The following is a 25899-nucleotide window of genomic DNA, read 5'->3' as shown; positions in this document are numbered from 1 at the left end:
AGCCCGGCACCGCGGTCGGCGGTGCCGGGCGGCTCGTCAGCCCGCCTCGGCGTCGGGCTCGTCGCCGTCGATGCCCACCAGGCCGAGGCCGGCGGCGGCGGAGAGCCCTTCGAGGTAGCCCATGGCGCGCTCAGCGCGCGGGTAGCGGTGCACCCACGTCCAGAACCGGTCGTCGTGCCCGGGCTCCAGCAGGTGGGTGAGCTCGTGGATCAGCACGTAGTCGACCACCCAGCCGGGGACGTCACGCAGCCGGTCGCTGATCCGGATCGTGGCATCAGCAGGCGTGCACGACGCCCAGCGCGTGCGCATCGGGGCCACCCAGCGCACGGTGCTCGGCTCCGCGCGACCGTCGAGGTAACGGCGGGACAGCTCCATGCTGCGACGGCGCAGCTCGTCGTCGCCCTTGCGGGCGGGTGAGCGGCGGCGGGCCTCACTGCGTTCCAGCCGGCGCACCATCTCGTCGACCCAGCGCCGTTCCTCGGAGTCGCTCATCCACCCCGGGATGAACACGATCACCGTGTCGCCCTCGCGCCGGGCACTGACCATGCGCCGGCGGCGGTCACTGCGCCGGACCTCAACGACCGCGGGCTGCGCCATCACTCCAGCCTAAGCCCCGGGCCTGGGCGCCGGGGCGACTCCCGGAGTTGTCCACAGCCGAGCTCGGGTCTGTGGACAGCCGGATGCAGCAGTCCCGGCCACGGCGCACCATCGGCCGATGCCGACCGCAGCGCGCCCCTCCCCACCGGTGATGCTCCGCCTGTCCCCGCACCGGTCGGTGCTCCGGCTGGGCCCCCGAGCCCGGCTGCTCGGCCTCGACCCGGCGACGGCCGTCGCCGTCGACGACCTCCCGCCCGCGCTGGCGGCGATGCTCGACGAGCTGGACGGCCCGGTGGGCCACGCCGAGCTCGTCGCCAGGGCGGTGCATCGTGGGGTGGAGGCGGCCGAGGCGGACGCGCTGGTGTGCGAGCTCGTCGCGGCCGGGGCCCTGGTCGACGCCACGGCGCTGGACCGGCCGACCCGGAACCGGGCCACCAGCACCGTCGTCGTCACCGGTTGCGGGCCGCTGTCGGTCGGCGTCGTGGTCGGTCTCGCACAGGCCGGGGTCGGTGCGGTGCACGTCGAGACCTCGGGCCCGGTGCTCGCGGCCGACCTGGGCACGGGGTTCCTCGACACCGACCGCGGCCACGACCGGCTCGCCGCCACGCGGGCGGCGGTGCGCCGGCTCTGCCCCGGCGTCACCACCGGACCGCCACCGCAGCGGCTGGTGTCCGACCTGGTCGTGCTCGCCGATGCTCTCGCCCCCGAGCCCGAACGGGTCACGGAGCTGCACGCGGGCGGCACCACGCACCTCTCCACTCGGATGCGCGACGGCATCGGCGTCGTCGGGCCACTCGTCCTGCCCGGTCGCACGGCCTGTCTCGGCTGCCTCGATCTGCTGCGCAGCGCCCACGACCCCGGCTGGCCCACCGTCGCCGCGCAGCTCGTGGGCAGGGCGGGCCGCGGTGATCCGGCGGCGGTCCGCGCCACCGCCGCACTCGCCGCCGCGCAGGTTCTCGCCGCGCTCGACGCCACCGCGGGCGGCGGCCCGCCACCCCCCACCCTCGACACCACGATCGAGCTCGACGTCGTCGCCGGCACGCTGCTGCGGCGCACCTGGTCACCCCAGCCCGGCTGCGGGTGCGGGGCGAGCAGCGAGCGGGTGCCGCCACCTCGGCGAACTCCTCCCGACTCGACTCGCGCGTGATCCTGAAGCAGGCCTCCTTGCCTGTCGAGCAGCCGGTGCGGGCTCGCCGCGGGGTAGGCGCGCGGAGCACCGGTGCCGGCGATCGGCCCGGAACAGCGAATTATTCATATCAACGGATTTGTCGGAATTTCCCGATTCATCGACGATGGACAGATCTGGTTCGTCCAGTGTTCAGCGGCGGACCACTCGATCGAGTGAAGACGCTGGAATCTTGGGGCCGCACCATTCGCCCACTTTATGGAGACCTGCGTGCGTCTACTCTCGCGGTCCATGTTGGTCATTGCCGTCACCTCGGCGCTGATCACCCCGATCGGAATCGCTGCTGCCGCCACCCCCGTTCCCCCGAACACTGGTGGGAATTCGGCTGCCCCCGCTCCTCCGACCGCTGGAGTGGATACGCCCACCCCCGTTCCCCCGAACAACGACACAGATTCGTCCGGCGTCGTTCCCCCGAGCATCGGGAATTCGCCGACCCCTGTTCCACCGCCTACCGACGTCGCCGCGGGCGTGGGCCACGACAACCAGGTCCGGATCAACCAGATCCAGACCGTCGGCACCCACAACAGCTTCCACGTGGAGATCACCGACCCGGAGAAGGCCATCCGGGAGCAGGCCCAGCCCGGCTCCGGCACCGGTGGCGAGGAGTACTCCCACGCCCCGATCCAGCAGCAACTCGACGGCCAAAAGGTTCGTAGTCTCGAGTTCGACCTTGCCCAGGACCCCGATGGAGGCCGGTTCACCAATCCGATCCTCCGCCAGATCTCGGGCGAAGGACCGTGGCACCCGGAGGTGATGAACAAGCCCGGCATCAAGGTCCTCCACGAGGAGGATGTTGATTACCACACCAGCTGCCTGACCTTCGTCGACTGCCTCAAGCAGGTCAAGGACTGGTTGGACAAGAACTCCAACGCCGTGCCGATCACCATCCTGCTGCAGTTCGACCAGGGCAACGGCCCGAACTTCCCGGGCCACCCGACACAACCGATGCTGCCCTGGACGCACGACAGCTTCACCAATGCCGAGCAGGAAGTGCTGTCGGTGTTCCCCCGCGACCGCGTCATCACGCCCGACGACGTCCGCCACAACGGGATGACCTTGCGGGACTCGGTCCTGAAGTACGGCTGGCCGACCCTGCGCGACGCCCGTGGCAAGGTCATGTTCGCGATGGACAACCTCCGGCCCGAGTACCTCCAGGGCAACGACCCGAGCCTCGCGGGCCGGCTGTTCTTCACCAACGCCCAGGACAACGGCGACAAGCCGGACGCAGCCTTCATGATCCGCGACGAGGCGCCGCAACTGCACGACACGATCATCGACCTGGTCAAGCAGGGCTACATGATCCGGACCGGGCGGACGCGCCCACCGGCGAGGCGCGCACCGGCGACACCACGCGTCGCGAGGCCGCGCTGACCAGCGGCGCCCAGGTCGTCAGCACCGACTACCCGGTTCCCGGGATGGCCGCCCGATTCGGCTCGGGCTACTACGCCTCGCTCGCCGGCAACACGGTGGCCCGATGCAACCCCGTCAACGCGCCTGCCACCTGCAAGGACGCCGACCTGGACAAGGCCGGACAGCACTGACGCGTCTGGCGTGAGGTCCTCCACAGCCCGCCCCGTACGGTCAGCCGTTGAGGGCGGGCTGTCGGAGGTGTCCTCTCGGCACCCGGATCGCTGGGCAGCCGTTTCCGCAGCGCGCCGGCCCTTTCCTCCGCGGCCGGCGAGATCCCGGTGATCTCGTCGCCGCCCCGACCGCCCGTCATGTCATGGTGCTGTCAACGGACCTCCACCACGGCCCAGCCGTGTTCGGCCGCGAGTGAATCCGCGTTCGTGACCGAAGGCAACATGCGCGCAAGGGGGAGATCGGGACACAATCAGGGGGTGAAGGAGCCCGCAAGCCCGCCATCGGACGGTGCACGGCCCGACCCACCGACGACCATCGACAGGGATGCCACGGCCGGCGAGCGTTTCGCGTCGGCGATCCCGCCGCTCGCCACGGCGGCACCGCACCCCACAAAGGAAACAGCGTGACCGACATCCCGCGGCGTACGGCTTCGCGCACGGCCAAGCTGGCCAGTCTCCCGCTCGGAGTTGCCGGGCGAGCCGCAGCCGGATGGGGCAGGCGGCTCGTCGGAGGCGACGGCGAGGAGATCTCCGCCCAGCTGATGGCCAAGAGCGCCGAGCAGCTCTTCGCCGTGCTCGGCGAGCTCAAGGGCGGCGCCATGAAGTTCGGCCAGGCCCTGAGCGTGTTCGAGGCCGCCATCCCCGACGAGTACGCGGCGCCGTTCCGCGAGTCGCTCGTCAAGCTGCAGTCCGCGGCCCCGCCCATGCCCCCTGCCGACGTGCATCGGATGCTGGCCGAGCAGTTCGGCCGGGGCTGGCGCAACCGGTTCCAGGACTTCGACGAGACACCGGCCGCGGCCGCGAGCATCGGCCAGGTCCACCGCGCGATCTGGAAGGACGGGCGCGAGGTCGCCGTCAAGGTGCAGTACCCCGGCGCGGAGGAGGCGCTGCGCTCCGACCTGCGGCAGCTGTCGCGGATGAGCAGGCTGATGCAGCCGCTGGTGCCGGGCCTGGAGATCAAGCCACTGATCGCCGAGCTGCGCGACCGGATGGAGGAGGAGCTCGACTACCGCGACGAGGCCGAGAACCAGCGCGCGTTCGCCTCGGCGTTCGACGGCGACGACAAGGTCAAGGTGCCCCGCGTGGTGGCGTCGGCCCCGCGGGCGATGGTCACCGAGTGGGTCACCGGCCGGAAGCTGTCGGACGTCATCCGGGGCGGCACGCAGGAGCAGCGCGACAAGGCCGCCGCCCTGCTCGCCGAGTTCCACTACTCCGCGCCGGCCCGGGTCGGGCTGCTGCACGCCGACCCGCACCCCGGCAACTTCCAGGTGCTCGACGACGGCAGGCTCCTCGTCATCGACTACGGCGCCGTGGCGCGCCTGCCCGAGGGTCTCCCCCGGCCGCTGTCGGTGATGGTCCGGCTCGCGCTGGAGGACAAGCCAGAGGAGCTCCTCACGCTGCTGCGTGACAACGGGTTCGTGCGGGCCGGCTCGCCACTGCGCGCCGAGGACGCCGTCACCTACCTGGCACCGTTCACCGAACCGCTGCGCACCGACACCTTCCGCTTCAACCGGCGGTGGCTGCAGCGGCAGGCCGAACGGGTGGGGGACCTGCGGAGCCCCGACTTCAACACCGGTCGCGAGCTCAACCTGCCGCCCCAGTACCTGCTCGTGCACCGCGTCACGATGGGCACGCTCGGTGTGCTGTGCCAGCTCGACGCCGATGTGCCGCTGCGCGGGATCGTGGGGCACTGGCAGCCGTGGATCTTCGACGCCGAGGACGAGTCGGCCGGCCGCCACCTCTGAACCCGGCCCCGGTCCCGCTGATCGTGGCGTGGAGCGGGCCGGGCCGGGTCCAGAGGTGGTTCGGTATCGGAGGCCGACGGCACCCCGGCCGATGGCCGGTCGACCGGGGACGTCGGTTACTTACCTGTTCTCTTCGTCGGCACCGCTCATACGGCACGGAGCCCGTTCACAGCGGAACGGGAGTGCCCGTGCAGCTGAGCCGCGCCTGCGCTCGCCCGTGCACGGGTCGCGCGCCTGTCGGCGAAGCCGGCGAGCGACGCCCACCGGCGGCCCGCCGTGAACCGGCGGGCCAGTGTGTAGTGACGGGCTGCCTCTTCGGCTTCCCGCTGTCGGGATCTGGCCAGGGCTTCGTGGAGCAACATCTGGGTTCCCTCTCGGTGCAGGACCATGGATCGCGGCTGGGTGGGAGCAGCCGTCGGCGGGTTGAAGTCGGTCATCGGAATCGGTCTCCTGTCGGTGTGGCCCTCGAAGGGCCGACGGGTGGGGCGTGGATCAGGCGGACACGGCCGCGGCGTACTCGCGGTCGCGAGCCAGTGCAGCCTTGCTCGGACGGCCACGGGGCCTCTTGCGCGGGATGACTGCCCCGCGCAGGAAGATCTCGCCGCCCCAGACACCCCATGGCTCCTCACGGCGCACCGCGCCGGCCAGGCACTCGGCCTGGATGGGGCAGTGACCGCACAGCTCCTTGGCCCGCTCCAGCTCCGCAGGAGCCTCGGCGAACCACAGGTCCGCATCGCCCGAACGACACGGAAGGTCCAACCCGGCGCGGGGAGCCGCGTCGAGGAGGGACCCCAGACCGGTGACCGGGTCGCCACCGAGCTGGTCGGGACTGATCGCTCCGCCGTCCAACGGAACTGATCGGACTAACACCTCTACCTCCTGAGTGATGTGGTCAGGCAGGACAAACAAAAAGGCCGCGGATCCCGGTGTGGGTCCGCGGCCTTGGTTCTTCGGGCCGGTGGCGAGGTCGCCGCCTAGGTTGGGCGACACTCCACTTCGGACACACCTGTGCTGTTATCGGTGACGCTGACGCCCTTGATCACGAAGGCACCGAGAGCCGTGCCTGCCGGTCGCTTCTGCCACACGTGCGCGTGGCGCGGGGAGCCGACCGTCGCGATACCGGACTCGACGCGCACGCGGGCGCCGTAGATCCCGGAGATGGGAAGCATCATCGTGATCACAGGACACCCCCTTCGCGTGAGGTCGCAGCAGAAGACGGGCTGATGAGGACCGTCGACGGATACGTTAGAGACACCCGGACAGACCGCACAACTGATTTACGGGGAACTTCTTGGATCAACTATCAGATACATCCGGGTCGGTGACCAGCGCCAGCACCGCAGGCCCGTAGCGGTCGAGCTTGCGCGCGCCGATACCCGGGATCCGTACCAGCGCCGCGTTGTCGGCGGGCCGCTGCTCGGCGATCGCCGTGAGGGTGGCGTCGGTGAAGACCACATAGGCCGGAACCTGCTGCTCCTTGGCCTCCTCGCTCCGCCAGCCGCGCAACCGGTCGAGCAGCTCGACGTCCACATCGGACGGACAGTCGGCGCATCGGCGCATCTTCAGCGCGTCGGCGCCCATCAACGGGGAACCACAGACCCGGCAGCGCGGCCGCGGGCCACCGCGGCTCGACCCGTTCGCTATCCGCGAAGCCGCGTGCTCCTCCGGAATCAGCCCGTAGAGGAAGCGGCTCCGCCGCCTGCGGCGCGGACCACCGGGCTGGCGGGACAGCGCCCACGACAGCGCGAGCCGGCGCCGGGCCCGGGTGATCCCGACGTAGAGCAGCCTGCGCTCCTCCTCGATCGCCTCGTCGTCGCCGTCGGCGTGCTGGATCGGGAGCGTGCCGTCGACGAGCCCGACGAGGAACACGACATCCCATTCCAGGCCCTTGGCGGCGTGCAGCGACGCGAGCGTGACGCCCTGCACCGTGGGAGGGTGCGCGGCGTCGGCCCTCGTCTCGAGCTCCGCGGTGAAGCGGCGCAGATCGGCCTCGGGCTCCACCGCCACGAGCTCCTCCGCGAGCTCGACGATCGCGAGCAGCGACTCCCACTGGGCCCGCTGCGCTGCACCGCCGGGCGGCTCCGGGGTGAGTCCGACGGGAGCGAGGACGGCGCGCACGGCGTCGACGAGCGGGGTGCCGTCATCGGGCCGCCCGGAGCCTGCGGAGCGCAGCACCGTCATCGCCCGCCGGACCTCCGGCCGGGAGAAGAACCGCTCCCCTCCGCGCACCTGGTAGGGCACGCCGACCTCGGTGAGCGCCTGCTCGTAGACCTCCGACTGCGCGTTGATCCGGAACAGCACCGCGATCTCGGCGGCCGGGGTGCCGTCGGCGACCAGCCGCTTGATCTGCGCAGCCACGGCAGCGGCCTCGGCCGGCTCGTCGTCGTGCTCCGAGAAGTCGGGTTCCGGCCCGGGCGGGAGCTGCCCGACCAGCTGCAACCGGCTGCCGGCCACGCGGCCGCGGGCCGAACCGATGAGCGTGTTGGCCGCCGCCACGACCTGCGGGGTGGACCGGTAGTCGCGCTGCAGCCGCACGACGGCCGCCTCCGGGAAGCGGCGCGGGAAGTCGAGCAGGTAGCGCGGGCTGGCGCCGGCGAACGTGTAGATCGTCTGGTTGGCGTCGCCCACCACCGTGAGGTCGTCACGCTCCCCGAGCCAGGCGTCGAGCACGCGTTGCTGCAGCGGCGTGACGTCCTGGTACTCGTCCACGACGAAGCAGCGGTAGCGGTCGCGGAACTCCTCGGCCACCGCGCCGTGCTCCTCCAGCGCCCCGGCGACGTGGAGCAGCAGGTCGTCGAAGTCGAGCAGCTCCGCGCGGTTCTTGAGCTCCTCGTAGCCCGCGTACACCGTGGCCACCTGCTCGGCGGGGCCCGGGGTGTCGCGGCGCAGCTTCGCGACCGCCGCCGGGTAGCCCTCGGCGGTGACGAGAGTGGCCTTCGCCCACTCGATCTCGCCGGCGAGGTCACGCAGCGACGCCGCGTCGGTGCCGGCCTTCGCACGGGCCGCCGCCTGTCCGACGATCCGCAGCTTGCCCTCCAGCAGCTGCCACTGGTCGCCGCCGATCACGCGCGGCCAGAAGTAGCGCAGCTGGCGCAGGGCCGCCGCGTGGAACGTGCGGGCCTGCACGCCCGCCACCCCGAGCGTGCGCAACCGCGTGCGCATCTCCCCCGCCGCGCGCGCCGTGAACGTGACCGCGAGGACCTGGCCCGACGCGACGTGGCCGGTACGCACGAGGTGGGCGATGCGCCGGGTGATGGTGCGCGTCTTGCCGGTGCCGGCCCCGGCGAGCACGCACACCGGGCCCCGGGGGGCGGTGACCGCGGCGAGCTGCTCGTCGTCGAGGCCGGATTCCGGGGCGTCGGGGACGAGGCGAGCAGTCACCTGACCATCCTGACACCCGGGGAAGACAGGAACGCCGCCGGTCGTTGAATCGACCATGGCTGACGTGACGATGTACTCGACGACGTGGTGCGGCTACTGCCGCCGGCTCAAGCTGCAGATGGACCAGGCCGGCATCCCCTACGACGAGGTCGACATCGAGCGCGACCCCGAGGCGGCCCGTTTCGTGGAGGGCGTCAACGGCGGCAACCAGACCGTCCCCACCGTCGTCTTCGCCGACGGGACGGCACTGACGAACCCGCCGTTCGCGGTGGTGGCCGAGAAGGTGGCGGACCTGGCGGCCTAGCCACACCGCACACACGCGGTGGCCACCGTGCACACGTCAGGACGTGTGCACGGTGGCCACCAGCCGTGTGCGGTCAGTCGAGGGCGGCCCAGGACTCCAGCATCGAGCGCGCGATCGACACCCGGCCGGGCAGCAGCAGGGGACGCGCGCCCTGCTGCCCGTCGGCGGCCCAGTCGCCGTGTTCGAGGGCGGCGCGCAGCTCGGCCCGGCGCACCCACATCGCCTCGGCGATCTCGCCGTCAGCAGGTACCAGCGGGACGTCCGGGTCGGCCTCGGCGTGGAAGCCGACCATCAGCGAGCGCGGGAACGGCCACGCCTGGCTGCCGAGGTAGCGGACCGAGCGCACGGTGGCGCCGACCTCCTCGTGGATCTCCCGCAGCACGCACGCCTCCAGCGACTCCCCCGCCTCGACGAACCCGGCGAGCACCGAGTAGCGCCCCTCCGGCCACGACGGCTGCCGGGCGAGCAGCACGCGGTCGGCGCCGTCGTGCACCAGGCAGATGACGGCGGGGTCGGTGCGGGGGTACTCCTCGTGCCCGTTGGCCTCGCAGTGCCGGTGCCACCCGGCCTGGCGCGGGTGCATCGGGGAGCCGTCACGCGCGCAGAAGTGGGCGGCGTCGTGCCAGTTGAGGACGGCGACCGCGGTGGTGAGCAGGCCGGCGCCCAACGAGTCGAGCGCGGCTCCGGCCATCCGCAGGTCCAGCCAGCGGCTCGGGTCCTCACCCGCGTCCGGGTCGGGCTCGCCGCGCACCCCCCAGTACGCGACGCCGTCGCCCTCCCCCAGCAGCACCGCGCCCTCCGACGGCACGTCCCCCGTGGTGGGCCGGGTGTGCAGGCGGGCGCCGCCGCCGGTGACCGCGTCCCAGGTGGCGTCGGAAGGCCCGCCGTCCCAGTCCACGGGCGTGCGGCCCCTGGCGTCGACGACCACGAGACGCGCCTGTGGCCACCCCTCGATCTGCCGCGCGGTGTCGTTGCGCAACGGCTCGTCGCGGAGCACGGCCGAGCGGGAGAGCACCGGGGGAACCAGCAGCGTGAAGTCGAGCGCGGATCCGACCGCGCAGGAGCCGCTCACGGGCCCGTGATCCCGCCGAGGGCCCGCGCTCCGGCCCCGATCACGTCGGCGTCGCCCACGACGACGCCGGTGAACGCGGACGGCGCGAAGAACTCCAGTGCCACCTCGGCGACCTGCTCCGTGGTGACCGCCTCGAGCCGCGCCGGGTGGGCCCGCAGCCAGTCGATGCCGAGCCCGTCGGCGGCCAGCGCCGACAGCGAGGACGCGAGGCCGCCCTGGCTGTCCAGGGAGATGAGCAGCGAGCCCACGGCGTAGCTGCGCGCGGCCTCGACCTCCGCCTCCGTGGGGGGAACCGCGGTGAGCCGGCCCAGCTCGTAGCGGGTCTCGAGCAGCGCGGCCGCGGTGACGTCGCTCGCCACGTCGGTCTCGACGCCGAGTACCGCGCCACCGGGCACGAACTCGACGCCCGAGTGGGCACCGTAGGTGTAGCCCTTGTCCTCGCGGATGTTCTCCATCAACCGGGAGGAGAAGTAGCCGCCGAACACGAGGTTGGCCAGCTGCAGTGCCGCGTAGCGCGGGTCGTGGCGGCGCAGCGCGGGCGCCGAGAGCCGCAGCTGCGACTGCACGGATCCCGGCCGGTGCACCAGCTGCAGGTCGCCGGGGGAGATCGCGGGCGGCGGGGACAGCTCACGGGCCGCAACGTCGGACGTCCAGCCCCCGAGCGCCTTCTCGACCTGGGCGATCGCCGCGGCCGTGTCGATGTCGCCGACCAGCGTGAGGATGGACCCCCGCGGCACGAGCGCCGCGGCGTGCAGCGCCCGGATCTGGTCGGCCGTGACGGCGGCCACGTCGTCCCCGGTGGGCATCTCGCGGGTGATCGGGTGGTCGCCGAACCGCTTGCGCTGCAGCGCCTCCCTGGCGATGGTGCGCGGCTGCGAACGGGCCACCGAGATCCGCTCGATCAGGCGGTCCCGCTCACGCGCGACCTCGGCGTCGGGATAGGTGGCCGAGGTGATGACGTCCGCGAGCACCGAGAGGAGGTCGGGCAGTCCCTCGGCGAGCCCGTGGCCGCCGATCTGGAGCCGTTCCGGGTCGACGCTCACCCCGAGGTCGGCGCCGACGGCCGCCATCTCGTCGTCGATGCCGACGCGGTCACGGCTCGTGGTGCCGGTGAGCAGGGTGGACGACAGCAGCTCGCTCACGGCGGAGTGCTCGGGCTCGTCGCCTGCGAACGGGACCCGCAGCCGCAGCTCCACCATCGGCACGCCGGGGCGGTGGGCGACGAGCACCCGCAGCCCGGAGTCGAGCGTGTGCTCCTCCACGTCGGGGAGCGGGACGGCGCGGGTGAGGCCCAGCGGGGGCAACGGGCGCGGCCCGGCTTCGGTGCGGCCGATCTCCTCGGCGCTGCGGTGGCGGGGGTTCTCCCCCGGAACTGCGTTGCCGGGAGTGTGCTGCCCTGAGGTGTCCTGGCTTGCGGTGGTCATTCGTTGCCCTCCTGGGCGGCGGTCGGCTCGACGAGCAGGACGCCCCGCCCGGACGAGCGCAGGCTCTCCGCCGCGGCGCGGACCTGCTCCGGTGTGACGGCGGCGAGCCGGTCGGCCAGTTCGACGGCGATCTCCGCCCGGCCGTAGAGCAGCTCGCGGGCACCGAGGCCGAGCATCCGGTACATCACCCGGTCGTTCTCCTGGTGCAGCCCGGCCGACCAGCGGGCCACCTGCCGGGCGAGCTCGTCGGCACTCGGGCCAGCGGCGGCGAGCTTGTCGAGCTCTTCGTCGACGGCGGCGAGCACGCGGTCGGGAGCGACCGCGGCGGGGTGCACGGCGGTGATCGTGAACGTGTCCGGGTCGCGGGCGTCGAGCGGGCCCATCAACCCGGCGCTCGCCGAGATGTCGGTGACGAGCCCGTCGGCGTGCACGAGCCGTCGCTGCAGCCGGGCGGCCTCGCCGTCGGCGAGCACGGAGGCCAGCAGCGCGTGGCCGAGGTAGCCGTCGAGGTCGGCGGCGGGGTCGGGGAGCCGGTAGCCGAGGGCGAGCGCGGGCAGCGGCGCGTGGGCGTCGGTGACGGCCTGGCGGCGGTCGGCGCTCGGCAGCGGCTCCGCGAACGACGGCCGGACCGGCGCCGGGCGGGCCGGGATGTCGCCGAAGTGCTTCTCCACGAGCCGCAACGTCTCGTCGACGTCGAGGTAGCCGGCCACGGTGACCTGCGCGTTGGCCGGTGAGTAGAAGGTGTCGAAGAACGCCGCGGCGTCGTCGAGCGAGGCCTGCTCCAGCTCGGAGAAGTCGCCGTAGCCGTTGTGGGCGTTGGGGAACGTGTCGTAGAGAACCGGCGGCAGCAGGATCCAGGGGAACCCGCCGTAGGGCCGGTTCAGGACGTTGAGCCGGATCTCCTCCTTGACGACGTCCACCTGGTTGCGGAGGTTCTCCTCCGTGAGCTTCGGTGCGCGCAGGCGGTCGGCCTCCAGGAACAGCGCCCGCTCCAGCGCCGCTGCGGGCAGCACCTCGAAGTAGTCGGTGTAGTCCTGGTGGGTGGAGCCGTTGAACACTCCGCCCGAGCCCTGCACGTGCCGGAAGTGCGCCAGCTTCTCCAGGCTCTCGCTGCCCTGGAACATCAGGTGCTCGAACAGGTGCGCGAAGCCGGTGCGCCCCTCCGGCTCCGATCGGAAGCCGACGTCGACGTGCAGCGCGACGCCGACGACGGGGGTGGCGGGGTCGGGGACGACGAGGACCCGCAGGCCGTTGGCCAGCGTCGTCCTGTGTAGTTCTACGGCAGGCACGACCCGAATCTAGCCCGAGGTGGCGGCGGCCCGCTCGGAACCGGTCGACTCCCCCGCGATGATCGCGTTCGGCAGCATCAGCGCCGCGAGTGTCCAACCCAGCAGAGCCACGATCACCGGCATACCCGTCCAGAACTCCACGACGGCCGGCAGCGCGCCCTCGGCGAGGGACGCAGCCCCGAGGTAGACCGCCCAGGTGACGAGCGGCGCCGCAGCACCGAAGATCCAGAAGGCCGCCCGCCGGTCGGCGCTGGGCCGCAGCCATACCGCGAGCAGGTCGACGAGAACACCGGCCACGACGATCGCCACCGGGAGGGTGAGCAGTTCGAAGCCCATGAGGACGGCGGAGATCAGCGCCGCGATCGTGTAGGCGATCGTGGCCGTGCCGAACGGCAGGTGCCAGCGGCGGGCGATCACGAGCAGGGGCGCGAGCAGCACGAGGTTGGTGAGGACGATGCGCGTCGCGAGTGTGCCGGGGCCATTGTCAGTGACGCTCGAGAACATGGCCACGACGTTGCGCGAGGAGAACAGCAGCGCGTTGCCGTAGGTGAGGAACAGCAGCACGAGGCTCGCGGCGAACGACAGGGTGAGCACGGAGGGGAGCAGCGCCCGCAGCGACGGACGCGCCGGGAGGTCGGGATCGGCCCAGGCGGCGCGCAGCGGGCTCGTCAGGATGACGACCATGGAGCCGATGAGGCCGAGGTGGCTCGGGCTGAAGAAGATGTCGGTGGTGGTCTCGATGCCGATCACCTCGTGCCACACCAGGTCGATGCCGCCCGACACCGCGAACACCGGCAGGGCCATCATGGTCATCCCGTAGCCCGCCGGCACCGCGGCGACCCCGCGCCTGCCCTGCTGGACGTGGGTCCACACCGTCCACAGGATCCAGCCGGCCGTGGCCGCGAAACCGCTGTAGAAGACGGCGTGCCACGGCGTGAAGAAGCTCTCGAGCTGGGGAAAGTTGGCGTGCGCGTAGGCGTCGAGGAACAGCCCGAGCGTGAACCACACCGACAGCACCGTGGTGACCACGTTGGTGCGCAGGGACGCGCGTGGGCGCGCCTCACCCGAGTTGCGGAACAGGTACCAGGTCGGCTGCGCCCCCACCGTCGTCGCCATGTGGTCAGCTTGGCAGCAGTGCGGTTGATCCGGTATGCGGGTTCCCGAGTGTTCGGTCACGATACGTCGAATTCCCGGCTCGTCGCGGCCCAGTCGTCGAGCTCGCGCAGCCGCGTCGTGTGCGCCCTGCGGATCTCGGTCTCGGCCGTGCTGCCCAGCGCCAGGTGCAACGGAGGCTGCTCGGCGTCCACCACGCCCAGGACCGCCGCCGCCACCCGGGCCGCGTCGGGCAGCGACTCCGGGCTCGCCGCACCCAGCGACCGGAGCAGGGCCCCGACGGTCTGGTCGTAGTCGGGGATGGACTCGGCGAGCACGGCGTTGGCCACGAACGGGGTGGCGAGCTGAGCGGGCTCGATCATGGTGCAGCTGATCCCCAGCGGAGCGAGTTCGATCGCCAGCGCCTCGGTGAGCCCGCCGACCGCGTGCTTGGTGGCGGCGAGGATCCCGCAGCCGGGCCAGGCCATGTGCCCGAAGAGCGCCGACATCTGCACGACGTGGCCCGCTCGTTGCCGCCGCAGCACCGGCAGGGCCGCGCGCAGCACGTTCAGCACCCCGTGGACGTTGGTGTCGAAGAGCTCCCTCGCCTGCTTGTCGCTGGTCGCCTCGACCGCGCCGAACAGCCCGTACGCCGCGTTGTTGACGACCACGTCGATCCGGCCGAAGGCGTCGACCGTCCGCTGCACGGCGGCCCGGGCCGCCTCCTCGTCGCGGACGTCGAGCTCGGCGACGACCAACTGGTCGGGGAAGCGTCCGACGAGGTCCGTGAGGGGTTCGGTGTCCCGGGCGGTGGCTGCCACCCGGTCACCGCGTTCGAGCGCGGCGACCACCAGCGCGCGGCCGATACCGGACGACGTCCCGGTGACGAACCAGGTGCGGTGGGCCGAGCTGTCGACGTCAACCATGTGTGATGCCTCCCGAGACGCGGCGAGTTACCCACCCGAGCATCCCCCCAGCACCCACCGCCCGGGCTCAACCCGGCCCGGCGAGTCAGGCCGGCGGCAGCACCACGAACTGGCGCAGCGACAGGTCGAGGTAGGTCACCGGCCCGCGGGGGCCCGGCGTGTGGTCGACGTTGATGCCGGTCTCGGGCAGGCCGAGGAGCTTGTAGCCGTCGAGCAGGCGGGTGGTGGCGTTCCAGAACACGCCCGTGCCCGTGTAGGCGTCGATGAACGCCTCGGCCGCGGTGCGGTCGGACGCGCAGACCGTCGCCGCCAGCCCGGACGTCTCCCGGGCGGCGATGAGCGCCGCGTCGACCGGGCCGTCGACCGTGGTGACGGTGACGTGGGCCTCGGCACCGGGGTCGAGGGCCCACTCGTGGCCGAGCCGGTGGGCGTGCGGCGGGAGGCTCGGGGTGATCTCCCTGGCCAGCAGGGCCGCCTCGGCCACCGGCCAGAGCCGGTCGTAGGCGGGACGGTGGATCAGCAGCAGGTTGAGCCGGTTGCAGACCCCGAGCCGGTCGGTGCTCTCGGTGACCAGCCGCGTCACGTCGGCCTCGGCGGCGCTGGCGTCGAGGTAGAGCACGCCGCCGCCGTCGGCGTGGGCCAGCACCCGGGTGCCGGCGGCCGCGCCGAGCGTCGACAGCTTCCGGGTGACCTCGCCGCTCCCCCGGACCACGACGAGCGGTACGAGGTCGGGCAGCCCGACCAGTGCCTCGGCGCCGGCGTGCCCTGGCGTCGGGACGAGCTGCACGGCGGCCGCGGGAACACCGTGGCGCTCCAAAGCCGGCGCGATGACGAGGTCGACGAGGGCACGGGCGGAGCCCAGCGCGGCCGACCCCGTGCGCAGGACCGCGGCGCTGCGTGCCTTGAGCACCTGTGACGCGACGTCCACGGTGACGTTCGGACGGGCCTCGAACACGGCACCGATGACCCCGACCGGCACCCGCCGCTCGAACACGCGCTCACCGGTCGGCAGCGTCCGCACCTCACGCTGGAGCGGCGGCTCTGGCGTGGCCGCCAGCACCTCGAGCTGGGTGGCGATGTCGGCGAGCCGCTCCGGACCGAGGCGCAGGCGGTCGAGCAGCCCGGGCGCCATCCCGGCGCGCTCCGCGGCCTCGACGTCGGCGGCGTTGGCCGCGAGCAGGTCGTCGGTGCGCTCGCGGATGAGCTGCGCGGCCGTCCGCAGCGCGGCGTCGACCGCGGCGCCCCCCGCGGCCCGGACGCCCGGGGCAGCGGCGGCGGCTCGCTGGGCGGCCTCCCGCACGGCGGTGGCCTCGGGGGTCGCGGTCTGCGCGGCGGTGCTGGTGCTCACGGGGAAAGGTTGCCACGCACGCCGGTCGCACCGCGCACCGATACGCACTGCCGACCGTCCTTGATCGCGGAGCAGTGCCCTATCTGCTCGCCAGGGCCGCGCCCTCCACCAGCGAGCGGAGCTTCGCCCACGCGATCCGCGGGTCAACACCGCCCTCCCCGACCGCAACCGTGGCGAGCCCGCAGTCGGTGGCCGGCAGTACGCGGTCCGGGCCGACGAGCCGCGCGTAGTTGCCGATCCGCTGCGCCACCAGCTCCGGGTGCTCGACGAAGTTGGTCGTCGTGTCGATCACCCCCGGCATGATCACCCGGTCGTCCGGCAGCGCGACCTCGTCGAACACCGTCCACTCGTGGCCGTGGCGCGGGTTCGCACCCTCGAAGGAGATGGTCCCGGCCCGGGCGGTGAGCACGATGTCGAGCACGTCACGCAACGCGACGTCGCGGTGGTGCGGACCCTCGTAGTTGCCCCAGCACATGTGCAGCCGCACCCGTTCCGGTGGCACGTCGCGCAGTGCGCGGTTCAACGCCGCCACGTTCTCCTCGACGAGACCGCGAAACGCGCGCAGGCCCTCGGCGTCGTCCGGGAACTCGGCACGGGAGGCCGCGAGATCGGGACAGTCCACCTGCAGCACCAACCCGGCGCGGTGGACGGCGTCGTACTCGGTCTTCATCGCCTCGGCCAGCGCGATGAGGTAGGCCGTGCGGTCGCCGTAGTGCTCGTCGCGCATGAACATCGCGATGACGCCCGGCGACGCGGCCGTCAGGAAGGCCACCTGGGCACCGGCGTCCGTGGCGGCAGCCTGCAACGTCGTGATGTCGGCCTCGACGGTGCTCGTGTCCGGGTAGGTCACGTCCCCGCGGCACACGGGAATCCGGACCTCGCGGAAGCCGCCGCGCCCGGCCAGCCGCTCGGCGTACTCGGGGAAGCCGTCGAGAGCTGGGTTCGGACGTGGCCACGGCGTCTCGACCGGCTCGAACCCCGTGAGGCGACCCCGCACGTACGTGACGTAGCTGATCTTGGCGAGCTCTCCGTCGTTGACGACGTCCAGCCCCGTCTCGACCTGCCGCCGCACACAACCGGCCACGGCGTCGCGCACCGCGTCCGGGTCGAGCGGAGGGCCGCCGCGCTCCCGCTCGGCGATGGCCGCCACGATCGGCGCGGGCCGCGGCAGGCTGCCGGTGTGGGTCGTCCTGATCCGCTCCATCCGTTCCCCCTCGAACCGAGTTGACCTGAACCCGTGGTGAGGTTGCACCATCTTCGGCGTGACCGCAGCCGCCGCGCCCACCGCCGTTCGCACCGAGCTGTTTGGACCCGACCGCCGCGCCACCACGATCGGCATCGTGCTGCTGATCAGCCTGGTGGCGTTCGAGTCGATGGGCGTCGGCACCGCGATGCCTGCGCTCGTCGCCGACATCGGAGCGGTGTCGCTGTACGCGTGGCCGTTCGTGGCGTTCATGGCCGCCGCGGTGTTCGCCACGGTGCTCGGCGGGCGGTGGTGCGACCGGGCCGGTCCGCGGATCCCTCTGGTCGGGGCACCGCTGCTGTTCGGCATCGGGCTGGTCGTCGCCGGGACGGCCGCGGGGATGCCCCAGCTGCTGCTCGGGCGCGTGCTGCAGGGGCTCGGCGCGGGGACGCAGGCGGTCGCCGTGTACGTGCTGGTGGCAGCGGTCTACCCGGAGCGGGCCCGCCCGGCGGTCTTCGGGCTGATCTCCTCGGCCTGGGTGCTGCCCGCGCTGCTCGGACCGCCCGTCTCCGGCCTGGTGACCGAGACGGTCTCGTGGCACTGGGTGTTCCTCGGGCTGGTGCCGTTCGTGGTGCTGGCGGTGGGTCTCGTCGTTCCGGCGGTCCGCAGGCTGGGACCGCCGGACGCGCACCGTGAGGTCGCCCCGCCCCGGCGCGGGCTGGTGGCCGCCGCGCTCGGCGCCGCGGTAGGGGTGGCCGCGCTCAGCTGGGCGTCACAGCAGCGTGGCGTCGTCGCCGCCGTGGTGGCCGGGGTCGCGATCGTGGTGCTGGCACCGGCATTGGTGCGCTTGTTCCCCCGCGGGGTGTTCCGCGCGGGACGCGGGATCCCGACCGTCGTGCTCTCCCGCGGGCTGCTGGCCGGGGTGTTCTTCACCGTCAACGCGTACCTGCCGTTGATGCTCAACGGCACCCACGGCTGGTCGCTGGCGATGGCGGGCCTCCCGCTGATCGTCGGTTCACTGGGCTGGTCGGCGGCGTCGGCGTGGCAGGGCAGGCACCCCGACCTGCCTCGCGCCCTACTGCTGCGCATCGGGTTCTGCGCGCTCGCCGTCGGGACGGCGGGCATGCTGCTCGTGGCCCCGGGATGGGGCGTGCCGTGGCTGGCCCTCCCGTTCTGGGTGGTGGCAGGCCTCGGCATGGGGATCGGCTTCTCCTCGATGTCCTTCCTGCTGCTGCAGCAGTCGGGGGCGGGCCAGGTCGGGTTCCACTCCTCCGCCGCGCAGATCGCCGACCAGCTCACCACCGCCGCGATGATTGGGGCGGGCGGCGCTCTCCTCGCGCTGCTCGGCACCCCGGCGGCCGCGCTCCCTGTGTTGGTCGCGCTGCTGACAGCGCTGGCCGTCACGGGCGCCGTAGTCGCCGCCCGCACGACGCCCGCCTGACGCCTCCCCCAGGCGCGACATGGACACGTGACGCTGTTCGAAGCGACTTCTCACAGCGTTATGTGTCCATGTCGCGCCGGGTCAGTGGGGCGTGGGCGGCGGGGCCAGGTGCACCACCTTCACCGCGGTCATCTCGTCCAGGAGCTCAGGGCCGAACCCGAAGCCGGAGCCGCTCGCGCGCCGGGGCTGGGACGCGCCGCCCGGGGCGCCACCGAACACGTTGTTGATCTTCACCGTGCCGACGGGGAGCTCCCGCCACGCGGTCTGGGCGTGGGCCATGTCGGCGGTGAGCACCGTGGCCGCGAGCCCGTAGGTGTCGTCGCAGGCCTCACGCAGGGCCTCCGGGAAGTCCGGCACCACCTGCACGGGGGCGACCGGGCCGAACGTCTCCTCACTCATCACGGCCATGTCGGGCACGCACCCGATCAGCACCGTCGGCGGGTAGAACGCCCCCGGCCCGTCGGGGATCGCCCCGCCGGTGAGTGCGCGGGCCCCGCCCTCCAGCGCGCCGGCGACGTGCCCGTCGACGTGCCGGCGGTGCTCGCGGTCGACAAGCGGTCCGATCCGCTCGGCCCATTCCTGCGCCTCCCGCGTCAGCGCGGCGAGGAACGGGTCGGCCACGGAGGCGTGCACGTAGATCCGCTCCACCGCGACGCAGATCTGGCCGGCGTTGGCGAAGGCACCGAGGGCGGCCTGCGCCGCGGCCCACTCCGGGTCGACGCCGTCGTCGACGATCAGCGGGTCGTTGCCGCCGTTCTCCAGCAGGGCGCGGGCGCCGGTACGCGCGCAGGTCGCGGCGATGGACCGGCCGGTGGCGGTGCTCCCGACGTGCGCGACGACGTCGACGGGGGCCTCGGCGAGCAACGCGCCCACCGCCCCGTCCCCGTCGACGATCTCCAGGACGCCACGAGGCAGGTGCTCGGCGACGATCTCGGCGAACCGCCGTCCGGTCTGTGGGCAGCGCTCGCTCGGCTTGTGCACCACGGAGTTGCCGGTGGCGAGCGCGGCGCCGATCAGTCCGGCGGCGACCGCGACCGGGTCGTTCCAGGGCGTCAGCACGGCAACCACACCGCGCGGCTCCGGAACCATGAGGTCGGTGGCGTCCCACGCGCCGTGCAGGCTCCGGCCGCGGTGCACCGGGCCGAGCTCCGCGTACTGCACGAGGGTGCCGACCCCGGCCTCGACGCCACCCCGGGCGTCGTCAAGAGGCTTGCCGGTCTCCCGCGCGTTGAGCTGCGCGAGCTCATCGGCGGCAGCCCGCACGGCGGCCGCGGCCGCGTGCAGAGCGGCGCCGCGTTCGGCAGCCGGCGTGCGCGCCCAACCCGGGGCCGCGGCCCTGGCCGAGGCCACGGCCTCGTCGCAGCGCGGCGCGGACGTGACCGGGGTGCGCCCGACCAGCTCGCCGGTGCGGGGGTCGAGGACGATCAGTTCACGGTTCTCCACCAACGTCACGACGGAGCAGTACCCCGCAGCAGGGCTCGATCATCCCTGACGGGGCGGGTCACCCTGCTGGGGCGGCCACCACGGCCCGGGACCGCCGGATCGGGGGTCACCGGACGGCGGCGGGAACTGCGGCCACGGACCGTGGGGCCCCGCCGGCGGGCCGGTGGGTGGATCGTCGGGACGTACCATCAGGAGCGGGACGGCGACGAGCGCGACCATGGCGGCTCCGAGCAGGAGCCAGGCGCCGGGTCCGTAGCCGACCGTGGGGCGGAACCCGCTGTCGATGCCGCCCTCTGCGGCCGCCCGCGCATTGCTCGCCTGGGTGGTGAGCTCGATCCAGATGATCCAGATGCTGCCCCCGAGCAGCCCTGCCGACACGACCCCGAGCATCCGGGCGGGCACGTGGTCACCCGGCCTGCGGGCCGAGAGCAGCAGCAGGATCGCAGCGACCACCGCTGCCCCGGCCGCCACCACGAGCGGGATGCCGAGAGGGGCGGCCGCCGCCACGGAGGTGGGCGCCTCGGGGGGCGGATCGATGCCGACGCCCCACGCCGTGGTGACGACGACGGTCGGACCGCTGAGGCTGAACTCGTAGCGACGGACCGACAGCGCCAGGAAGCTCCCGCCCACCGCGAGCGCCGCGGACACCACCAGCAGCCCCGCGGCGATCAGCCGGGGCACCCCTGGTGCCGCATCCGGCGGGCCGAACTGTGGCTGGACGTGCACCCCCGACATTCGATCGAGTGTGACAGCCGGAACGAACGCCGCAAAGCACGCGGCGACGGGCTATTTCCGGTGGGGCAGCTTCGCGGGCGTCGACGGCGGGGGCACGACCGGACCGATGTCGCCGTCCGGTGCGGTGTCCAGGTCGACGATCACCGGGGCGTGGTCGCTCGGCCCGGTACCCTTGCGCGCCTTGCGGTCCACCCACGCCGCCTGCACGCGACCCGCCGGATCGGCGCCTGCCAGCACCAGGTCGATGCGCATGCCGAGGTCCTTGTGGAACCGGCCGGCCCGGTAGTCCCAGTAGCTGAACACGCGGTCGGCGGGCCAGCGGTCGCGCACGACGTCGTGGAGCCCGAGCCCCGTGATCTCAGCAAGCGCCTTGCGCTCGGCCGGCGTCACGTGCGTGGAGTCCACGAACAGCGATGGGTCCCACAGGTCCTCGTCGGTGGGCGCGATGTTCACGTCCCCGGCGATGACGGCGGTGGCCGGCGTGGTCACCGACTCGCGCAGCGCCCGGAGCCACTCCAGCTTGTAGAGGTAGTGAGGATCGTCCGGTGCGCGGCCGTTGGGCACGTACACGGACGTGACGCGCAGGCCACCGCAGGTGGCCGTGATCGCGCGGGCCTCGGCAGGCGAGTCGGGTGCCGGGAAGCGTGGCTCGTCAGGCAGCCCGCGCACGACGTCGTCGAGCCTGACGCGCGACAGCAGCGCCACCCCGTTCCAGCGGCCCTCCCCGTGGTGCGCCACCGCGTACCCGCGCTCGGCGAGCGGATCCGTGAACGTCTCGGCGAAGGCCTCGTCGGAGAGCTTGGTCTCCTGCAGGCACACGATGTCCGGCGCGCGCTCGTCCAGCCACGGCAGCAGCCGGGGCAGCCGGGAGAGGGCCGAGTTCACGTTCCATGTAGCCAGACGCACCTCAGGGAGGCTACCGTGATCGAGTTTGTACGATGGCCGAACAAAGGGGTTACCCAATGCCGCAGCCCACTCGCGAGGATCGCTTCAGCTTCGGGCTCTGGACGGTCGGCTGGCCCGCCGCCGACCCGTTCGGCACCGCGACCCGGCCGGCGCTCGACCCCGTCGAGACGGTGCACCGGCTCTCCGACCTCGGCGCGTGGGGCGTGACGTTCCACGACGACGACCTCATTCCCTTCGGCTCCGACGCGGCCGAGCGCGACCGGGTCGTCACCCGGTTCAAGGCCGCCCTCGAGGAGACCGGGCTGGTCGTCCCGATGATGACCACCAACCTCTTCACCCACCCCGTCTTCAAGGACGGCGCGTTCACCAGCAACGACCGTGGCGTGCGCCGCTTCGCACTGCGCAAGGTGATCCGCAACCTCGACCTCGCCGCCGAGCTGGGCGCGAAGACCTACGTGTTCTGGGGTGGCCGCGAGGGCGCCGAGGTCGACTCGGGCAAGGACATCGCCGCCGCGCTGGACCGCTACCGCGAGGGCATCGACCTGCTCGCCGCGTACGTCAAGGAGCAGGGCTACGGCATCCGCTTCGCCATCGAGCCCAAGCCGAACGAGCCCCGCGGCGACATCCTGCTGCCCACCCTCGGCCACGCGCTCGCGTTCATCGCGCAGCTCGAGCACGGCGACATCGTCGGCGTGAACCCCGAGGTCGGCCACGAGCAGATGGCCGGGCTCAACTACACCGCGGGCATCGCGCAGGCGCTGTGGGCGGACAAGCTCTTCCACATCGACCTGAACGGCCAGCGCGGCATCAAGTACGACCAGGACCTCGTGTTCGGCCACGGCGACCTGATGAACGCCTTCTCCACCGTCGACCTGCTGGAGAACGGCGCCCCGGGCGGCGGCCCCCGCTACGACGGGCCGCGCCACTTCGACTACAAGCCGCTGCGCACCGAGGACATCGACGGCGTCTGGGCCTCGGCCGCGGCCAACATGAGCACCTACCTCCTGCTCAAGGAGCGCGCCGCGGCGTTCCGGGCCGACCCCGAGGTGGCCGAGGCGCTCGCCGTGTCCGGGGTGGCCGACCTGGCCAAGCCGACGCTGAACTCCGGCGAGACCGTGGCCGACCTGAAGGCCGACCGCGGCGCCTACGAGGACTACGACGCGGTGAAGGCGGGCGAGCGCGGCTACGGCTTCGTCCGCCTCAACCAGCTGGCACTCGAGCACCTGCTCGGCGCTCGCTCATGACTCTCGTCGCGGGGGTCGATTCGTCGACGCAGTCGTCGACCGTCGTGATCCGCGACGCGATGACGGGCGAACTGGTCCGCTCCGGCCGGGCACCACATCCGCCCGGCACGGAGGTCGACCCGAACGCGTGGTGGGACGCCCTACAGGGCGCGATCGCCGACGCTGGCGGGCTCGATGGCGTCGAGGCGATGGCCGTTGCCGGGCAGCAACACGGCATGGTCTGTCTCGACGCCGACGGCGAGGTCGTGCGGCCCGCGCTGCTGTGGAACGACACCCGTTCCGCAGGCGCGGCCGCCGACCTCGTCGCTGAGCTGGGCGCGAAGGAGTGGGCCGAGGCGGTCGGCAGCGTGCCCGTGGCGTCGTTCACGGTGACGAAGCTGCGCTGGCTGGCCCGGCACGAGCCGGAGCACGCGGACGCCACGGCGGCCGTGTGCCTTCCGCACGACTGGCTCACCTGGAAGCTGCGCGGCACCTCGTCCTTCGACGACCTCGTCACGGACCGGTCCGATGCGAGCGGCACCGGCTACGTCGACCTCACCGGCGAGTACCGGCTCGACCTGCTGGAACGCGCGTTCGGCCGCTCCGACGTCCGGCTGCCCCGCGTGCTCGGGCCGGCCGAGGCCGCGGGGCGGACGGCCGACGGGGTGCTGCTCGGCGCGGGCGCTGGCGACAACGCGTCGGCGGCGCTCGGCCTCGGCGCCGGCCACGGTGACGTCGTGGTCTCGCTCGGCACGTCGGGCGTCGTCTCCGCGGTGACCCCGACGGTCGTGAGCGACGAGACCGGGACCATCGCCTGCTTCGCGTCCGCGACGGGGGAGAACCTGCCGATCGTCGTCACGCTCAACGCTGCGCGGGTGCTCGACGCGACCGCCCGGATGCTCGGCGTCGATCATGCCGAGCTCTCCCGGCTCGCGCTGTCCGCGCCGGCCGGGGCGGGCGGGCTGGTGCTCGTGCCGTACCTGGAGGGCGAGCGCACGCCGAACCGGCCCGACGCCACCGGTGCCCTGCACGGGCTGACGCTGGCGAGCTCCACGCCTGCCCACCTCGCGCGCGCCGCTGTGGAGGGGCTGCTCTGCGGCCTCGCCGACGCCCTGGACGCCCTGGTGGCGGCCGGGGTGCCGGTGCAGCGGGCGTTCCTCGTGGGTGGCGGTGCCCGGTCGGAGGCCGTGGCCCGGATCGCTCCTGCCGTGCTCGGCCGTCCCGTGCTGTTGCCGACGCCGGGCGAGTACGTGGCCGACGGCGCCGCGCGCCAGGCGGCGTGGGTGCTGTCCGGCAACGCGGAACCGCCGGTGTGGGCCGCGGCCGACACCGTCTCGTTCGAGGGCGAACCGACGCCCGCGGTGCGGGAGCGGTACGCGGAGGTCCGCGAGATGACGGCGCACCGGCTCACGTGAGCACCGTTCCTGCCGACGCGGGCGACTCGCGCACACCTGGCGGGCGACTCGCGGGGTGGGAACGGGCGACTCGCGGGGAGGTGGTGGCGCGCCACGGCGCGGGGCAGCACACGGTCCGGCGGCACAACCTCGCACTCGTGCTGAGGGAGGTCGCCGGGCCGCACCCGGTGTCCCGGGCGGCGGTCGCCGCGAGCACCGGGCTCACCCGCGGCACCGTGTCGTCGCTGGTGGAGGAGCTCATCTCGGCCGGGCTCGTCACGGAGCTGGAGGCCGCGCGCGGCGGCACCGGGCGCCCGGCCAGCCCGCTGCGGCTCGACCCGTCCGGGCCGGCCGGGCTGGGCGTCGAGATCGGCGTCGACTCCGTCGGCGTGTGCGTCGTCGACCTGACGGGGGCCGTGCGGGCCCGGCGGGTGGTCGGCTCCGACCATCGCGACGACGTGCCCGCCGTCGGGCTCGCCACGGCCGAGGCGCTCGCCGCCGAGGTGGTCGCCGAGGCCGGGCTGGTCATCGCCGGAGCGGCCGTCGCGCTGCCCGGTGTCGTCGGCACGGACGGGGTGCTGCTGCGGGCACCGAACCTGCCCCGCTGGGTCGACGTGGCGGTGGGCGACGAGCTCGGCGGCCGCCTCGGCCTGCCCGTGCAGGCCGGGAACGAGGCCGACCTCGCCGCGCTGGCCGAGCTGTGGTCGGGCGGGCCCGCCGACGCCGTCCACGTCTCGGGCGGCATCGGCGTCGGCGCCGGGATCCTGCTCGGCGGCACGCTCTTCCGGGGGGCAGGCGGCCGGGCCGGGGAGATCGGCCACGTCGTCGTCGAACCGGACGGTCCGCCGTGCAGCTGCGGCGGCCGGGGCTGTCTGGAGACCGCGGCCGGCCTGGAGGCGATGCTGCGGGCCGCCGACGCCCCCGACCTGGAGTCGCTGGTCGCCGCACCCCCGCCGGACGTCCTCGCGCGAGTCGGACGCGCGCTGGGCGTGGCGCTGGCCGGTTCGGCCCGGGCTTCGACCGGCACGGGCCCATGGGCGAGCTGGGCGCCCCCGGCGCACCCTGGCACGGCCCGGGCAACGGCGGCCCCTGGCACGGCCCGGGGCCCGGTGGCCCGGGGCCGGGCGGCCCCGGCGGCGGCCCCTTCGGCGGCCCGCCCCGCGGGGGCGGCCCCGGACTCGCGAACGCGCCCGTGCTCACCGGCACCGTCGTCTCGGTCGCCGACGGCACGCTCGTCGTGAACGTCGACGGCGGGGCCCAGCGGACGTTGCGCACCGACGGCGACACCGTCGTGCGGGGTGCACAGAACAGCGCGCTGGGCGACCTGCAGACCGGTGAGCGGGTCGTCGTCCAGGTGCAGGGGACGGGCGCCACGGCCGTCGCCCGCGCGGTCTGGACGCCGCAGGCGAGCGTCACCGGCACCGTGACCGCGCTGACCGGCGACCGGGCCACCGTCACCTCGGTCGACGGGCTGACGGTCACCGTGGACGTCACCGCCCTGTCCCAGAAGCCGGCGGTCGGTGACGTCGTGGTGCTGACGGGCGCGGCCGCCGACCCCACCACGATCCGCGCCGACGGGATCCGGGTGCTGCCGCGGGCGTCGTAGGCCGCAGCAAAGCGCCCCTAAGCC

General features: G+C 73.3%; 22 protein-coding genes and 1 pseudogene. 9 read left to right on the top strand and 14 right to left on the bottom strand.

All coding sequences use genetic code 11. The annotated features are described in order from the left end of the window. Window positions 1–36 precede the first annotated feature (36 nt). Window positions 37–597, bottom strand: a complete 561-nt coding sequence (locus HF577_RS21490) for a M48 metallopeptidase family protein (RefSeq protein ID WP_169397719.1) — start codon at window positions 595–597, stop codon at window positions 37–39. Window positions 598–715: 118 nt separating this feature from the next. Between HF577_RS21490 and HF577_RS21485 the strand changes: the two genes are divergently transcribed. From HF577_RS21485 to HF577_RS21475, 3 genes and pseudogenes are all read left to right on the top strand, one after another. Then, window positions 716–1744 (top strand): TOMM precursor leader peptide-binding protein, encoded by a 1029-nt coding sequence (locus HF577_RS21485; protein WP_169397718.1) that lies wholly within the window; start codon window positions 716–718, stop codon window positions 1742–1744. Window positions 1745–1981: 237 nt separating this feature from the next. Then, window positions 1982–3324 (top strand): annotated as a pseudogene (locus HF577_RS38570) (Ca2+-dependent phosphoinositide-specific phospholipase C). 443 nt (window positions 3325–3767) lie between these two features. Then, window positions 3768–5108: an ABC1 kinase family protein gene (locus HF577_RS21475; RefSeq protein WP_169397717.1), complete on the top strand. Its 1341-nt coding sequence runs from the start codon at window positions 3768–3770 to the stop codon at window positions 5106–5108. A 492-nt stretch (window positions 5109–5600) separates the two neighbouring features. Here HF577_RS21475 and HF577_RS21470 read toward each other — a convergent pair whose 3' ends face one another. From HF577_RS21470 to HF577_RS21460, 3 genes are all read right to left on the bottom strand, one after another. After that, window positions 5601–5978 carry a WhiB family transcriptional regulator gene (locus tag HF577_RS21470; protein ID WP_407692225.1) on the bottom strand — a complete coding sequence of 126 codons (378 nt, stop codon included), beginning with the start codon at window positions 5976–5978 and terminating at the stop codon, window positions 5601–5603. A gap of 104 nt (window positions 5979–6082) precedes the next feature. Further along, window positions 6083–6289: a hypothetical protein gene (locus HF577_RS21465; protein WP_169397716.1), complete on the bottom strand. Its 207-nt coding sequence runs from the start codon at window positions 6287–6289 to the stop codon at window positions 6083–6085. Between the two features lie 115 nt (window positions 6290–6404). Beyond that, a complete protein-coding gene (locus tag HF577_RS21460; protein ID WP_312859280.1) occupies window positions 6405–8489 on the bottom strand; it encodes an ATP-dependent DNA helicase UvrD2 in 2085 nt (694 codons plus the stop codon). Between the two features lie 55 nt (window positions 8490–8544). Between HF577_RS21460 and HF577_RS21455 the strand changes: the two genes are divergently transcribed. Continuing rightward, window positions 8545–8793: a mycoredoxin gene (locus tag HF577_RS21455; protein ID WP_169397714.1), complete on the top strand. Its 249-nt coding sequence runs from the start codon at window positions 8545–8547 to the stop codon at window positions 8791–8793. Window positions 8794–8866: 73 nt separating this feature from the next. On the opposite strand, the gene nudC is transcribed toward HF577_RS21455, so the two are convergent. From nudC to HF577_RS21420, 7 genes are all read right to left on the bottom strand, one after another. Beyond that, window positions 8867–9865 carry an NAD(+) diphosphatase gene (nudC, locus tag HF577_RS21450; RefSeq protein ID WP_312859279.1) on the bottom strand — a complete coding sequence of 333 codons (999 nt, stop codon included), beginning with the start codon at window positions 9863–9865 and terminating at the stop codon, window positions 8867–8869. Then, on the bottom strand, window positions 9862–11289 hold the full coding sequence (locus tag HF577_RS21445; protein ID WP_169397713.1) for a M16 family metallopeptidase: 1428 nt from the start codon (window positions 11287–11289) through the stop codon (window positions 9862–9864). Before HF577_RS21445 ends, nudC begins: the two co-directional genes overlap by 4 nt. Further along, window positions 11286–12578: a M16 family metallopeptidase gene (locus tag HF577_RS21440; RefSeq protein WP_169397712.1), complete on the bottom strand. Its 1293-nt coding sequence runs from the start codon at window positions 12576–12578 to the stop codon at window positions 11286–11288. Before HF577_RS21440 ends, HF577_RS21445 begins: the two co-directional genes overlap by 4 nt. Window positions 12579–12587: 9 nt before the next feature. Then, window positions 12588–13694, bottom strand: coding sequence for a hypothetical protein (locus HF577_RS21435; RefSeq protein ID WP_169397711.1), 1107 nt, complete (start codon window positions 13692–13694; stop codon window positions 12588–12590). A 56-nt stretch (window positions 13695–13750) separates the two neighbouring features. After that, complete coding sequence (locus HF577_RS21430) at window positions 13751–14596, bottom strand: SDR family NAD(P)-dependent oxidoreductase (protein WP_169397710.1); 846 nt, start codon at window positions 14594–14596, stop codon at window positions 13751–13753. Between the two features lie 85 nt (window positions 14597–14681). After that, a complete protein-coding gene (locus tag HF577_RS21425; RefSeq protein WP_169397709.1) occupies window positions 14682–15944 on the bottom strand; it encodes an aldehyde dehydrogenase family protein in 1263 nt (420 codons plus the stop codon). Window positions 15945–16023: 79 nt separating this feature from the next. Then, on the bottom strand, window positions 16024–17148 hold the full coding sequence (locus HF577_RS21420; protein WP_169397708.1) for a cobalamin-independent methionine synthase II family protein: 1125 nt from the start codon (window positions 17146–17148) through the stop codon (window positions 16024–16026). Between the two features lie 58 nt (window positions 17149–17206). Here HF577_RS21420 and HF577_RS21415 point away from each other — a divergent pair, with 58 nt between their 5' ends. Continuing rightward, entirely contained in the window at window positions 17207–18568 is a 1362-nt protein-coding gene (locus HF577_RS21415; RefSeq protein WP_312859278.1) for an MFS transporter, read from the top strand. 81 nt (window positions 18569–18649) lie between these two features. Here the strand turns inward: HF577_RS21415 and HF577_RS21410 are convergent, their stop codons facing one another. Genes HF577_RS21410 through HF577_RS21400 form a run of 3 tightly spaced genes read right to left on the bottom strand, consistent with a single transcriptional unit; the run spans window position 18650 to window position 21652 of the window. Then, entirely contained in the window at window positions 18650–20020 is a 1371-nt protein-coding gene (locus tag HF577_RS21410; protein WP_312859277.1) for an aldehyde dehydrogenase family protein, read from the bottom strand. A gap of 30 nt (window positions 20021–20050) precedes the next feature. Continuing rightward, complete coding sequence (locus HF577_RS21405) at window positions 20051–20746, bottom strand: hypothetical protein (RefSeq protein ID WP_169397707.1); 696 nt, start codon at window positions 20744–20746, stop codon at window positions 20051–20053. A gap of 51 nt (window positions 20747–20797) precedes the next feature. Further along, a complete protein-coding gene (locus HF577_RS21400; RefSeq protein WP_169397706.1) occupies window positions 20798–21652 on the bottom strand; it encodes an exodeoxyribonuclease III in 855 nt (284 codons plus the stop codon). Between the two features lie 56 nt (window positions 21653–21708). On the opposite strand from HF577_RS21400, the gene xylA reads away from it, so the two are divergent. Genes xylA through HF577_RS21380 form a run of 4 tightly spaced genes read left to right on the top strand, consistent with a single transcriptional unit; the run spans window position 21709 to window position 25875 of the window. Next, window positions 21709–22896: a xylose isomerase gene (xylA, locus tag HF577_RS21395; protein ID WP_169397705.1), complete on the top strand. Its 1188-nt coding sequence runs from the start codon at window positions 21709–21711 to the stop codon at window positions 22894–22896. Beyond that, window positions 22893–24290: a xylulokinase gene (gene xylB / locus HF577_RS21390; protein ID WP_169397704.1), complete on the top strand. Its 1398-nt coding sequence runs from the start codon at window positions 22893–22895 to the stop codon at window positions 24288–24290. The genes xylA and xylB overlap by 4 nt, the downstream gene beginning before the upstream one ends. Further along, window positions 24287–25510 (top strand): ROK family transcriptional regulator, encoded by a 1224-nt coding sequence (locus HF577_RS21385; RefSeq protein WP_169397703.1) that lies wholly within the window; start codon window positions 24287–24289, stop codon window positions 25508–25510. Before xylB ends, HF577_RS21385 begins: the two co-directional genes overlap by 4 nt. Next, a complete protein-coding gene (locus tag HF577_RS21380; RefSeq protein ID WP_169397702.1) occupies window positions 25462–25875 on the top strand; it encodes a single stranded DNA-binding domain-containing protein in 414 nt (137 codons plus the stop codon). The genes HF577_RS21385 and HF577_RS21380 overlap by 49 nt, the downstream gene beginning before the upstream one ends. Window positions 25876–25899: the final 24 nt, after the last annotated feature.

Source organism: Pseudonocardia xinjiangensis (assembly GCF_012911925.1).
GTDB classification, from domain to species: Bacteria; Actinomycetota; Actinomycetes; order Mycobacteriales; family Pseudonocardiaceae; genus Pseudonocardia; species Pseudonocardia xinjiangensis.
The sequence above is the reverse complement of the archived record's forward strand: the minus strand, read 5'-3'. Positions and strand labels throughout refer to the sequence as shown.